Here is a 13025-nt window from a genome sequence, read left to right on the forward strand (position 1 = left end):
AGTATCGTCCTATTGCTCATAGCTAAAAGGAGAATTGACGATCACTACCCGCTCCAAATCGCTTATCGTATAACGTTCTGCTGTTAAAGTCAACTACGAACACGTCGAGAGCTTCTTCGGACAATGTATTTACCGTTCGCGTAGGGCTTTGATCGTTGTCTTTAAATGCTGCCGAACATAAGCAACTTACATACAAAACACCGTTAATTGTTATCGATGCGTCATAGTGTATATGACCGCTTATGACTGCGATCACATCACCAGGAGTGGAAAATGTTTTGTTGATATTGTACACGTAATCCGTAATTGTTCCGCTACCTTGATAACTCGAACCATTTTTATAAGCCTCGATTAGCCCCTTGATGGCCTCGCCGTTAATTTGATCAACGCTCCCAAAAATACCGTTGATCGGATGGTGCATAAAAATAATAACCCTCCATCCCGCGGGAGTCGCTAATGCCTCGTTTGCAAACCAACTTATTTGATCCTGACGGAATGCTGACTTGTTTTGAGATACATATTTGTTCGTACCATCTGGATTGGCGATATACGGATTATCTGATGAATTAAGAATGATCACCCTCGCTTTATGTCTTGCAATATCATAGTAATAATACCCTAGTGATCGATTGCTACCATCTTGCTCTATGTCATATTTTTCTGTCGGTTTTACAATACGCGCATACATCTCGTTAGGATTAATAACATCCGACAATAAGTTGCCGTGCTCGCTTGCATACCAGCTTCCATCGTCGTGGTTACCTTTGCAGACAAAAGACGGGCAACTATCGTCAAAAAATAAGCGCATAGCGTTCGTGATATCTGCGGCATTTCCTGCTTTTGCTTGGTCGCCGTCAACGATATCTCCACCATGCACTTTAAAATCAAACGATATATATTTTTGCAGATCACTGATGTTTTTTAAGTGCTGTAAAGATGCTTGTTTTTGAGTGAGACGATTAGTTGCATATGTGGCATAGTGCGTATCTGTGATATAACCAAACGTCAGAGTGTCCGGTGTTTGCAATTCTTTAACTCCCTCGGAAAACGATAAGAAGGAGTTGCTGAAGTGATCAGGTGCAACCAATAGTTTGCGCAACTGAGTTGCATCGGCAATTTCGGTGAATTGCCCGTATGTTCCATCAGTGAAGATGTTTCGCCACGCGATACAAGGGTTTGCAGCACTGCTAACCATGATAATCTGTACAAACCCCGACGAATGATCATAAGCCGGGATAATAACCCAAATACCTCTATTTTGCAATCGGGGCGGTAATGTGCTCGCATCAGTCATTGCGTTGTTTTCAGCTGTTGTAAGATACCAAAATCCTACCTTATTTAGTTGCAAGAACGATGTTGGTACAGGATTCAACGACGATATCCGTCTGCCTTTTCCGTCATTTTGAGTAAGGATCGTCTGATAATTAGTTTGGGCTTCCGTTTTGGTTAGTCTCAATGCCATATCTGATTGGAGCTGTACAACGATGTCGTCATTCGTTATTGTTCCTGTTGTTCCTCCTACCTCGACCCAACCTCTAAAATTGCTGCCGTCTGCGCCATGTACTACCCCGCGAAACTGCCGGTTGTCGTATCCAAATATAAAGTCGATCGTTTTTCGCCCGAAAACGCCTGGCCTTACGTGAATTTGAACATTGACAGTCTGTCCATCCCCAACAGCCGGCGGCAAGTTAGCTGTCTGACCACCTGTAACATTAAAGTTGTGGTACCCAGGAGGTAATTCCAAAATATCTCCAGTGTAGGTTCCACCTGATGTCGCTGTTGATCCGTTAGTAGGGTGTGCTGTACCGTCGTCCTGAGTAAGTTTATAGCGCTGTGTTAATGCTATAGCCGATGTGTTGGCGGATATCTGAGTGTTTGCGTCATCAATTTCATTCTGTAAATCAGATATTGCGGAGGTGATTTGTTGGTCTATCTCTTGCTCCAAATCCGCCAACTGCGCAGTAACGTCGGCGATCGCATCCACATTATCCTCGATCGCCTGGAAGCTCTCCGGCGGCATTAAGCCGCTTGTGGTCGGAGTGGCATAAGGGATGGGATCACTGCCGCCGGTGAGGTGCGTCGCGGCGTGCGGTCCAGGTGCGGACTCCCCTGTAACAGTCAGGTGGATGGACTTGTCATTCGGGTTCTGCGTGACATCGATCCCGACGTCCCCGACGATCGTAAACTCGTCGGTTGGCGATTCGGCGTCCATCCCGTTGACCCGGCCGAACGCGTTTTGGTTGATCTCAGCGCCGGCCTCAATGCCGTTAAGCTTATCGTGATCGGCCTGCGTAACGTGCATGGCCTGATTGGCAATGTGCGCGTTGACCGTTGCAGCCTTAGCGTCGACGTCTGCTTGCACATTATCAAACGCCGTATTGATGTTTTGCCAGTCCTCACTTATTTTCTTGCTTCCGGTTATTCCCCCGTACCGATTCGCCATTCGTATCAGCTCCTTTCAACTCCTCCAGTTTTTGCAGGCGTTTTTCTACCGCCTCCTTAACGCCTTGCAGGATCGCTTCCTCGTGTATCCGGTTGTGGGCGATAAGGGCCTCAATCACCGCGCACGCCTCCGGGATCGGCCGTGATGGGTCAAGGTCTGCGGCGATGTAGGTTTGCATTTTAGCCAAGGTCGGCACCTTCTTTCGTAAAAATAAAGGAAAAACCTCCCATGCTGTCGAAAGTTAGGATGGCAGGCCTACTATCGATAGAAGGGAGGTTTTAAAATGGATGAATTTTCGATAGAAATCAACGAGCTAAAGAGACTGTCGGTTCATGAATTGGATCATGTGCTGCGGCTTAGTAATGGTGCAATTAAAGAATTTGATATTAAATCAAAGTTTAGTGTGTTAATTATAACCAACTTTGGCCATATCGAAGCTGAAATTTATGATACTGATAGCAGAGACGATGTAGGTCTTACCATGCTGTCTACCGCATTCTCACGGATCGATGACGCGAGTCCTCCAGTAATATTTTTGAAGAATGCAAAAATTACCCCGTTTGGACAATCTAGTCCAGGACATATTATCGAGCAGATGGCACTCTTTACCGATCAGATCGTCGGACTTAGCTTTAAATAATTGCTAAGTGCAAGTTTCTTCTCTTCGCTTAAAGCAATTATCACCGGTTCACTCTTTAGCCGTTCCTCGTGAGCGGCTAACTCTTCCCTAACAATCTTTCGTAGGAACTCTTCAAATGAGATTCCCTCAGAAACAACACTCGCTGTTATGCTTCCTGCGTTAATGCTTTTCTCCATTCATCCCTCACCCTTTCTAGGCATAATAAAAAGCCCCGCCTAATGACGGGACCTTGATAAAAATTATTTTATTGAAACCTTCCTCTTTCGATTGCCTTTATTAGTTCTTTATTTCTTTTGTCTGCCTTGTAACTATTCACAATCAAAATAGCGTGAATTACTCCCGGAAAATATCCAATTATTGTGAGAATAATGTTTAATATGAATGAACCCGGCTTTTTACAAAACAACACTGCAATTGGAGGAAGAAAACAAAGGAAATAAAGCATGTAACACACTCCCTGCTTCTTATTTCGATTATCAACTCAATGATACCATATATTAGGAAGTGTAAGCCCCGTTAATTCTCTAACGCTTGGATTGCTTCTTGTACAAGTTTCAATTCTCCTTCATACTTCGCTATGCGCTCCTTCTCGTAATCAACTTTCTTTTCAAGTTCTTCAATATTTGCGTGAGCATCAGGGGAAGCTAACTTTTTCTGAGCTTCTTCTAAAGCCGTTTTACTTGGAGCAATAATTTTATCTTCAAGTATCCAACGTTTGGTTTCAAGCTTTTCAGCATCCATTTCTAAGTATGGGTTGATCGTTAAATTTTCATCGGTCAAGGTTATTTCATCTTCAATTTTAGTCGTTTCTGCGGCTTCTTGTGTAATAGGAGTTTCTGACATTGCTTCTGGCACTTCCTGAGTTAGTACATCGACTACCTTTTGTTTGGTATCCACCGTAATTGTCGCCCCCATTTTTTCGGCGTATGCACGCACCGGAGCATAAGTCTTATTATCTGTAACAACCGCCTTATCCTCTAAGGCCTCACCATTAACTTTTACTGTGTACTCCGCTGTAATAGTTTTACCAACCAATGATGCTATTTGATCGGCAAATGTTTGACCGAATGGTAAAGAGATAGCCATCCCGATGATTATTCCGCCAAAAACATACGCAAACTTTTTCATAAATTTTACCTCCTTATATGCGATCGTATTGATTATAATACGTTTTTCGCAATTTAAGGTAGCACTTTTTAGGTCAAAGCAATAATTGCATTCCAAAGGTCGTCTATTTCCCGCTCAATGTCTGAATACTTGCCAATGCCAACATTGTCATCAAATTCTGTATCGCCTTGAATCAAAACACTGCCAAACCCATGAAGGAATAATTCATCATCAGCAATAATGTGAAGTGCGTTGGAAACGGAATAAATTTGTCCTTCATACGAACCACTTGGCCCGTTAAACTGAAAACCACTCATTCCGGCTTCAGCGTTAATTCCAAGAATCACTCTCCTTCTGTTAGAAGAATCATAGGAGACAAACCCATCCTCATCGAGTTCGATTCTACTTCCCGTGTAATTAGTTCTGATTAAAGACCCCGTAATTGTCCCGCCTTCAATTTCCGCGCTCTCGATGTATGAGCTATAAATATCACTACTACGAACCGTGCCAGCCTGTAACGTTCCAGTAAACGTCCCGTCTACCCCTTGCAAAGTCCCCGTGAATGTTCCGCCTACCGCTTGGAGGTCGCCCGTGAATACGCCGTCCACGCCTTGGAGGGTCCCGGTAAATATGCCGTCTACAGCTTCAAGCGTGCCCCCAAATTTAAGCGTCCTAGCCTGTGCGTCCAGATATAAAACTGATTCGCCATCGACCTTCCAATCCATCACGTCGGAGTTGAGCTGCAGCCGACTTAAATGATCCTCCCGCTCGACCACAAACCCCTCGGTTCGGCTGTGGGTTATACCGTAATAAGGCTTTCCATACCTGACAGCGTTCTGATTGAGCCGGTTCACCTGCTGCGACAGGCTGCCTTCCAGCGCGAATTCGCTTTGCTGATCGGATATGCTCGGAGCTTCGAGTGTCAGTTTTAGGCCCCCCTTAAAACTGAGCACCTGATGCAGCAGAATCGACTGGTACGCTACGATTCCATCCCAGGGGATTGTTGTCTCCTCCCAGGTCGTGATCGTCTCAAGCCAGCTGCCTCCCTCTCGCTGCGCAAAACCTATGACATCGCCGTGCTCTAGGTGCGGAAAGCCCCGGGCATCCATGGACAGTGGCAGGTACGAGAATCCATTAAGCTGCGCCTGCAGGTTGTTTACCATAGCCTGACTCATAAACGGATTCTCAACGTTAAGTGTATGATTATCGTCTCCGTTGCCGGCCTCATAAGTGAGCTGGTCCTCAGTGTTATAAGTGACGACGACGCGGCTATATACCTTAATCGGGTTGGTCTGCTTGGCGCGGATATAATCCGATGTGGTCAGATCAAATACGGCCGGGGCCGCCGCTACGAAACGTTTAAACTTAACGACCCCGGCTTTGCTGACGAACACCGACGCCCCGTTAGCCCCGGCGATATACCCGAGCACCTGCCGGCAGGTGTACCCGGCTGGGCCTGCTTGAATCGTGTAGCCCGGGTTGATGGCGACACTGCTGTCATACGTAAAGCCGAGACGGCTACATATTTCGTCCCATACGGCCTGCATGGTCGCCGGGTAGGAGAGCTGAGAGATATAAGCCACGTCCGCGGTGACCAGCTTGTCATAACAGACGAAAGTCCAAATGTTATTGACCTTCTCCCGAGAGTCCACGAAGAACTCCCCGAGCGGCAGCCATTCCGTGCTTCCGCCATCCCACGGGACGTTCATCTCCTGCCAAGGGTAGGCGGCTTGATCCCAAGTAAGGCCCTCCGTGGAGAGGGCCAGATAAGGGATAATTTTTGCATTGGATGGTATTTCACTTTTCAATCTTAGCTTGATTATGAGCTTTGAGGGAATGGCCGTCCCAATCTCGAAGCCGTCCGAGAGCGTCAGGCTGTTCTCAATGCTGAAATCCACGATTTGAGCATTCGTATATTCAACTCCGTTGACAATCGCCTTGATCAAAAACTCGCGGTCATGTCGTTTTAAATAATCGCTGTAAAGCGCTGATATTGGATACATGGCATCACTTCTCCGTCAGGGTCACTTTGAGACCTGACCACATTATTTCCGAGTCTTGGGCAACGGCGAACGGCGCCGGACGATTCCCCACATAAAAAGTCTTGGTCACAAAATTACCAGCCATGGGATCCGGATAGGTCAAATCAAAAAAGACCGAATCCATAGCTTGTAATATGCCGGAGATTTGCGACCACTTGAGAACACCCCAGGACATTTCAATTTGCCTTTTCACGGCGATCCGATCCCTGTTGAGCGTCCCGTCCGCCGTCCGGACGGACGATTCGCTGTCGTCCAGATCTAATGTCGTAACGGTAAATTGAGACGGGTAGGCGGCGATCTCCTGCCCGTTAATTTTCAATTGCATTTAACCACCACCTACACGTTTAATAATGTTCGCCCGGCCTGGCGCTGTGCGCTGTTAATGGCCTTGATGGCTGCTTTGCCAAATTCAGTTTCGCCGATCTGAAGCACGGCCCGATTGTCCTGATTCCGGATTGCATCCAGAATGAGCATGAGCACTTCGACGACGGCCTGATTGCTCCCGCCAAGCATTTCTTGTAGCTTGGACAACGGCGAAATGACTTCCGGATCCGCCGCGGCTCCTCGGTTATCGCCGACCATAGCCAGCGTTGGGCCGTAGGCCAGGCCACCTTTTGCTAGTTTCGGGATTGTCGGAATGTTGAAGCCAAACGTTTCGCCGGCTCCGGTTAAATCCTGCACCCAATCCGGGATATCGATCTTCACTTTATTGAGCTGCCGAATCATGAAGTTTAAGGCATCAATGATCAGATTAATTGCCCCCTTGAAGATACCAACAACGGCGTCAAAAATCCCGGAAAACACGGTTTTGATACCCTCCCACGCCTTTTCCCAGTCCCCAGTAAAGACACCGACAATAAAATCAATGATGCCGCCTAAAGCCTTGATGATACCTTTGGCTACATCTACTATCACGGCTAAAGCCGTACCGATGACATCACCGATCAGTGAAAAGATGTTCGAGAATGTCGGCCCCAGTTTATCAACCAAGTAGCTTATGAGAGGTAAGATAAATTTGTTGTAAATTTCAAGCGCTCCGTCGATTAGCTTTCCAATAAAGACTCCAATCTCATCGACCAGCCCTTTTAAATGCTCGTCCCATAACCACGTGAGCATTTCAAGCATGTTGCTGACGAATGGCTCCAGAAAGCCGTCCCACAAGCTTGACCAAAGATCTTTAATACCATCGAGAGCCTTTTTAACTCCATCAACGATTTTGCCACCCCATTCATCCCACCAACCGAAAATAATGTCCAGTGTATCCTGGATTATGTGAGAGATGAGCTGCATGGCCGGGTCTACGGCATCCTGCCAGATATCGTCAAAAACTTGTTTGATTAAATCGAACAAGCTCCGGAAAATGTCTTGAGCCCCCATCAGAAACTCCGTCAATCGCGGCAAGCCCTCTGTTACAAACTTCTCCAGTATCGGGAAGGCTGCGTCCCAGATGCTTTCGACAACCATGAGCACGCTATCTCCAAGACCGGCCAGGACATGCCCGGCCAGTTCGATGCCTTGCTGCCAGAGTGGGACAAGCCCGGTCATAACCCAGTTAGCAAGCGGCGCTCCGAGTGTCTGGATGTCGGAGAACATGGATCTAAACTGTTCCTTCCAACCTGCAAGAACCGGCATCAACTCGTTAAGCGCGGTTTGGATCGATGGGCCGAATGTTTCTTTCAAAGTCTGCCATACACCGCTTGCAATATCCTTTATTCCGGCAAGAGACTGTTTAAAGGAATCCAGCTTCCCGGTGTCGAGCCCCAAGTCAAGTTCTCCCGTGGTAAGCGATCCAAGATCAACGGCACCGACACCGACATTGCCAAGGCCTGAGCCCGCCGCGTCGGCCGTGTCGCTCATCGCTGCTGCCGTAGCCTGGGAAAGCGTGTTGAGCTGGTCGAATCCCGCGAGGCTACCTTTCACATCCTTGCCGGCTTTCTTTACCTTCTTGCCTGCGTCCTGTGTAGCTGCGCCCATATCGCCCATTGCATCAGATGTTTGAGACGTCGCAGCAGCGGCCGCCCCGGTCGCATTGGAAACTTCATTCGCATTACCGAAGATCAGCTCCGTAAATGCCTTGAAATACTCCGCTGCGATCTGCAGCTTGCGAACAATCAGATTCAACCCCTTGACGATCGGCGTCAGGATATTAATAAATCCGGCTCCCATTGTGCCCTGGAATATCTTCCATTGCTCCGTTAGGATCCGGGTTTGGTTCGCCCAGCTATCTGATGTTCGCGCAAAGTCGCCCTGCGCGTCTTTTGTAACGCTTAACAGGTAATTGTACCTGAGCAATGTCTGTTCCGCCTGAGTCATGCTCATCCAGGACTTTGTGATGCCCTGTGACAAGGCAAAAGCCTCCATATTGGCGACCGACATGTTAATGCCGAGCTGCTTCAGAGGCTCAATCTCCCCGGTCAGTCCGGAGAACACTTTGTAAAAGGCTTCATCACCCGCCAGGTTATAAAACGACGACATGTCTGCCGCGAGCTGCGTCAGATTCAGCGACATGTTCTTCATCGCTTCCCCGGTCAACCCGGAGCTTTTCAGCATTGCCCCCATAGTGGAAGAGTACCGCTTCGCGGACAGCTCAGAAAGCCCGAATGACTCAATCAGGTTTTGCGACCAAGCGTTGACCTCGGCAGACATGCTGCCAAATGTGACGTCGACGACGTTCTGGACTTCCTGGAGATCGGATGCAAGGTTAATGGCTTCTTTACTAAAGTTGACCACCACACCTACAGCAAAGGCACCGGCGATGATACCGCCGAGCTTCTTAAAAGCTCCGCCCACCATTCCCGATGCCTTTCCAGCAATCCCATTAAGTTGTTGATTAAAGGCCCCGTAATTCAGGCCGAGGTCAAGGTCAATCTGGCCGACGCTATTGGACATTTCCACCACCTCCAAACATCCGGGCCAGAGCAGCCTCTAGGCTCTTCATTTCCTGTTCGAGCTTGGCCGGATCGGCCAGTTTCCGCTCGGCCCGGCGGAGACGCCATTCGTTGTAAATTCGCTTCTGATCCGCATTGAAATTCTTACGGACCTTCGGATCCTGCTCGCTTCGGATTGCTACGATACTACCGAGAGGCGTGTCTGGCATCAGCCCTGCGACCAGAGTACAAAATTCGCTCCAAGGCATGTCTGCCTGTTGCCGGATTCGAATGCCGTACTGCTTCGCTAGACTGGCCTCGATTAAGGGCCAGTCCTCGCGGAGATCGTACCAGTTATTCGGTTGCGTCTGCTGACCGTTGAAATCGGGCCTCTGCTTCCTCATAGGAAAGCCCTGCTTGAGCAGCAAGGACCGCTGTCGCAAGCACTCTTAGATTTGACAAGCTAAAAGTACCTACACCAATTTCCTTGTATGCGTTCTTACCGAGCGCCGCTTCTAATGCTGTAATCATACCGCGCGCTCCTTGACTGGCTGCCTCTTCGAAAGCAATAACGGCATCTACGCCGTCATTAACTGGGTAGGATTTCTCCCCAATTTGAATACATGGCTTCTCGCTGCTAAGCAGTTCCGTAATATTGATAAGCTTTGACATTGATTTATTCCCCTCCCGTCGTAGCAGCCGTGTATGTCGGCTTACCATCGCTTAAAAGTTCGAATTCCAATCCGTCGATGTTCGTCGAGTCGCCACCGGCTGGCTGCGTTAAGTTGATCACACAATCCATGGTCAGTTTGGCACCGCTTGGCATCGTCCATTCGAACTTTGTTTCGACATCTTGCCCGGTACCGATCAGTAGACCGGCGATATAGTCATTACCGGGGTCGCCGTAATGCCGTTTACCGGAGAAGCTGAACGTTAATCCCTTGCCGGTTACTGCCCGGCGTACCCATCCAGCCTGATCCATCGGTGTCCATTCTTCGGTATTCCCGTCAATTGACGGGCTGAAGGTCTCCAAGTCCTTGACCGTAACCATGTCCGACGCTGCTGAAGACCGGCCACTAATACCGATCTTAAAAATATTGTTGTGTACAGGAAATACACCTTCTGCCATTCCTATCCCCTACCTTTCGTAATAGATCGTCGTCTCGATCACGTATTCGTAAAATCCTTCATCGTCCGTTTCGACGCTAACCGGGTCAGCGGTTCGCATTTGGAAAAGGATGACCCGCTTCCCGCCAATCTCAGCAGATTGGCCAAACAAGGCCGCATAAACCTCCTGAGCCTTTAGCTCTGCCGTAGCTGCGTTTTTGCCCCAATGGATCAGTATTGAGACGGTTTTGCTGGCATAACTCGTGTTCTCCAAGCCACCGATCGCAATGTTCGGCGCACTAGCCGCCAGGCCGTAAACGCCGATACATTGCTCCTTACTACCGTCGATCTTGCCTATATACCATTGCGGGCAACTGACCTGCGTTTTAAGCCAGTCACGAATTTCAGCTAGCGTCATCATTGGATCGTCCCCCTATTCAGCCGGCGGTACAGCTCTTGGAAGGTCCTCTTTGCAAATTCCTTCTTGCTCCCGGTGATCCAGTCGTCCAACCATCGCCCGCGGGCGTTCGCGTTCTTGTCTTGGCGGAAATCATATTCCGGATGCCAATAAAGACGCCGGGCATATGGCGTATCATAGACGAGCTTAACCCGACCTTTGCGGGCCAGTGTGTCGTCGACGTGGCCGCTTCGCTCGAGCTCTCCGGACTGTTTTGGTACGACGGCAGCCGTCATAACCTCGGTCTTTACAGCCTCGGCAGTTAGGACAACAGCCTTAATTTGGGTTTCGGACAAGTTCTTGAGCTTGGGGCGGTTCATTGTCACTTTCGCCTTAACCATTTAGCTCAGCTCCAGTTCGGTACTGAATATGCTTCCGTCCGGATTGTGCGGCCGCGCCGAACGAAAAATGGATCGTTTAATTTTCCCGAACTTCACATACCCCTGGATGAGCTTATCGGGAAGGATGTCGCCCTCGACGATTACTCTGCCCGAGAGCTGTACCAACCGGCGCTCCGCATCCATGACCTGTCGTGACTTTTCGTCATAGCAACAAAGCCCGTCAAAGATTAACTCCTCGACAGGCTCACCGTCCTCATTGATTTCGGTTTGGTAGACTTTGACCGGGGTGTTCAGGATCCATTTAGGAAACGGAAGCTTACCACGCATCAGCATAACCTCCGATCGGAGAGCCCCGTGGCCCGCAGTAAACCCGTTACTCCTTCGGTTGTCTGGATCCCACCTGCACCTTCGACCGCCTTAAACGACAGTGAAACACTGCCGGCAGTGTAGCCGGCAAGCGGAAAGGACAAGTAGTCTCCATACTGAAAGGAAAAATCCGCCTGCTGACAAACGGCTTTAATCACGTTGGAACGCTGAAAAGGCGAGAGGTTATTTAACCCCCTCGCCACGATCCGGTTATATGTTAGCTGGTCAATCTGGTCACTAGCCCGTTCTAGCGCCTTGTCGAGCTCGTCCGCTGGGATCGAGCCGTCACCGTACCGCTCATAGTCTTCTGCGGTTGCGTAGGCCATGTGATCACCGCCTATTCTTCTACGACTTTCGGTTCACCTACAGCTTGGTTCTGGAAGTCTTGAATAGTCTTCAAGATATCCTCTTTCTTACTCGCTTCGCCGAGGTCAATTTTTTTTAACGCAGCATACTCCTTGAGCTGAGGAACAGTCATTTTTTCAATTGGAATATTATCCTGCTCAGGCTCTGGTCGGCCAACCTCATAGCCTTTAGACTCAAACCATTTAAGTAGGTTAGGATTGTCCGTCTCCCCTACACCGTTTGCAAACGGTACTCCTGCAGAAATCCCAGAATATTGTTTATTCGGCGCAATTACTTTAGCCATATATTTCCCTCCAATCTTAGCCAGATTGTTTATTAAGAAACTTTAATTTTCCTCATAACTCCGGCCGCTTTGGTCGCCTTAAGAGCAACAGCTGCAACCATTTCGACCTCGCCCTTTTTCACAGCACCGGCCGTATTGAAATCAGGCAACCAGGACTTCACAGGAGGATGACCGGCCATTGAAACCCCGTGGAAGCCATCCAGACCAAATCGGACAGCGTACAAAGAGGTTAGCCCAGCATCTTCACCTGTACCTATTGGCACAACCGGATCATTTGTACCAGCCTTTGCCCCAAGGTCAACCAGAGGGATCCCATTATAGGCTTCCACCTGCTCACCAAAGCCATTGAGTGTAGAAGTATAGGCACCGGACCGGCGAGCTGCTGCGCGAATTCTTGCAATCAGCTTCAAGTTCCCCATAATCGCAGATGGACGTCCATCGAGCCCCATCAGGAACTCGTCCAGTTGGTCCAAAAACGCCTTATAATTCGTATCCACAGCAGCCGAGTCGGAAAGATCAATTACGGTGCTCGGATTATACTCAGTGGTGGAACCAGTCAGAGCTTTCTCCAAACCATCGAATGCTTCAGCACTCACTGCAGAATCACCGTTAATTACCGTATCATTGAACAGTGCCTGCGCTGCTTTAATCTTCTGCGTCATCTGCAGTGTAGTCTCAGATACGATGCCGCCCATACCGGCAATGATCCGGTCCAGTTCAAACGCTCCACCGAAGACTTTCAGATCCACGTTATAGCGCTGTTTTGTTACTTCCTGCGGACTATATTCCGTATTGATCGCCCGGAACTGTGCCGTAGGTTGTGTAATCAGACGGGTATAGCCGTAGGTAAGAGTAGCACCGCCGCCTGTAGGCGATACCGCATCATCAAAAGTCAGGTTTGCCAAAAGAAAATTATTCTTCTGAAACTCATCGATTACGCCCATTTGTAAGGCGTCTTGTACATTTTTCTTAGCTTCGGCCAGTGTTACTGCCATAGTTAATCATC

Annotated in this window: 17 protein-coding genes; 1 reads left to right on the forward strand and 16 read right to left on the reverse strand. The window is 48.7% G+C overall.

The window, feature by feature from the left end; genetic code table 11:
* Positions 1-22: 22 nt before the first annotated feature.
* A complete protein-coding gene (locus V3851_RS25980; protein ID WP_331849321.1) occupies positions 23-2443 on the reverse strand; it encodes a metallophosphoesterase family protein in 2421 nt (806 codons plus the stop codon).
* A complete protein-coding gene (locus tag V3851_RS25985; RefSeq protein WP_331849322.1) occupies positions 2397-2630 on the reverse strand; it encodes a hypothetical protein in 234 nt (77 codons plus the stop codon). The genes V3851_RS25980 and V3851_RS25985 overlap by 47 nt, the downstream gene beginning before the upstream one ends.
* 96 nt (positions 2631-2726) lie before the next feature.
* Between V3851_RS25985 and V3851_RS25990 the strand changes: the two genes are divergently transcribed.
* The gene (locus tag V3851_RS25990) at positions 2727-3083 is read left to right on the forward strand and encodes a hypothetical protein (RefSeq protein WP_331849323.1); all 357 of its coding nucleotides are present in this window, start codon (positions 2727-2729) and stop codon (positions 3081-3083) included.
* 244 nt (positions 3084-3327) lie between these two features.
* On the opposite strand, the gene V3851_RS25995 is transcribed toward V3851_RS25990, so the two are convergent.
* The 14 genes from V3851_RS25995 to V3851_RS26060 all read right to left on the reverse strand — a co-directional run bounded on the left by V3851_RS25995 (position 3328) and on the right by V3851_RS26060 (position 13014).
* On the reverse strand, positions 3328-3528 hold the full coding sequence (locus V3851_RS25995) for a YqaE/Pmp3 family membrane protein (protein WP_331849324.1): 201 nt from the start codon (positions 3526-3528) through the stop codon (positions 3328-3330).
* Positions 3529-3599: 71 nt separating this feature from the next.
* The gene (locus V3851_RS26000) at positions 3600-4211 is read right to left on the reverse strand and encodes a stalk domain-containing protein (protein ID WP_331849325.1); all 612 of its coding nucleotides are present in this window, start codon (positions 4209-4211) and stop codon (positions 3600-3602) included.
* A gap of 68 nt (positions 4212-4279) precedes the next feature.
* The gene (locus V3851_RS26005) at positions 4280-6193 is read right to left on the reverse strand and encodes a hypothetical protein (protein WP_331849326.1); all 1914 of its coding nucleotides are present in this window, start codon (positions 6191-6193) and stop codon (positions 4280-4282) included.
* Positions 6194-6197: 4 nt separating this feature from the next.
* Complete coding sequence (locus tag V3851_RS26010; protein ID WP_331849327.1) at positions 6198-6557, reverse strand: DUF6711 family protein; 360 nt, start codon at positions 6555-6557, stop codon at positions 6198-6200.
* A gap of 11 nt (positions 6558-6568) precedes the next feature.
* Positions 6569-9121, reverse strand: coding sequence for a phage tail protein (locus V3851_RS26015; protein ID WP_331849328.1), 2553 nt, complete (start codon positions 9119-9121; stop codon positions 6569-6571).
* Entirely contained in the window at positions 9111-9503 is a 393-nt protein-coding gene (locus tag V3851_RS26020) for a Gp15 family bacteriophage protein (RefSeq protein WP_331849329.1), read from the reverse strand. The genes V3851_RS26015 and V3851_RS26020 overlap by 11 nt, the downstream gene beginning before the upstream one ends.
* Positions 9454-9771, reverse strand: coding sequence for a hypothetical protein (locus V3851_RS26025; protein ID WP_331849330.1), 318 nt, complete (start codon positions 9769-9771; stop codon positions 9454-9456). The genes V3851_RS26020 and V3851_RS26025 overlap by 50 nt, the downstream gene beginning before the upstream one ends.
* Before the next feature lie 4 nt (positions 9772-9775).
* Positions 9776-10228: a phage tail tube protein gene (locus V3851_RS26030; RefSeq protein WP_331849331.1), complete on the reverse strand. Its 453-nt coding sequence runs from the start codon at positions 10226-10228 to the stop codon at positions 9776-9778.
* Positions 10229-10237: 9 nt separating this feature from the next.
* Positions 10238-10627, reverse strand: a complete 390-nt coding sequence (locus V3851_RS26035; RefSeq protein ID WP_331849332.1) for a minor capsid protein — start codon at positions 10625-10627, stop codon at positions 10238-10240.
* Positions 10624-11004, reverse strand: a complete 381-nt coding sequence (locus tag V3851_RS26040) for a hypothetical protein (protein WP_331849333.1) — start codon at positions 11002-11004, stop codon at positions 10624-10626. Before V3851_RS26040 ends, V3851_RS26035 begins: the two co-directional genes overlap by 4 nt.
* Positions 11005-11331: a hypothetical protein gene (locus V3851_RS26045; protein WP_331849334.1), complete on the reverse strand. Its 327-nt coding sequence runs from the start codon at positions 11329-11331 to the stop codon at positions 11005-11007.
* Complete coding sequence (locus V3851_RS26050; RefSeq protein ID WP_331849335.1) at positions 11331-11696, reverse strand: head-tail connector protein; 366 nt, start codon at positions 11694-11696, stop codon at positions 11331-11333. Before V3851_RS26050 ends, V3851_RS26045 begins: the two co-directional genes overlap by 1 nt.
* An 11-nt stretch (positions 11697-11707) precedes the next feature.
* Positions 11708-12019: an SAP domain-containing protein gene (locus V3851_RS26055; protein WP_331849336.1), complete on the reverse strand. Its 312-nt coding sequence runs from the start codon at positions 12017-12019 to the stop codon at positions 11708-11710.
* A gap of 32 nt (positions 12020-12051) precedes the next feature.
* Positions 12052-13014 carry a major capsid protein gene (locus V3851_RS26060; RefSeq protein WP_331849337.1) on the reverse strand — a complete coding sequence of 321 codons (963 nt, stop codon included), beginning with the start codon at positions 13012-13014 and terminating at the stop codon, positions 12052-12054.
* Positions 13015-13025 lie beyond the last annotated feature (11 nt).

Source organism: Paenibacillus haidiansis, assembly GCF_036553665.1.
Lineage (GTDB): Bacteria > Bacillota > Bacilli > Paenibacillales > Paenibacillaceae > Fontibacillus > Fontibacillus haidiansis.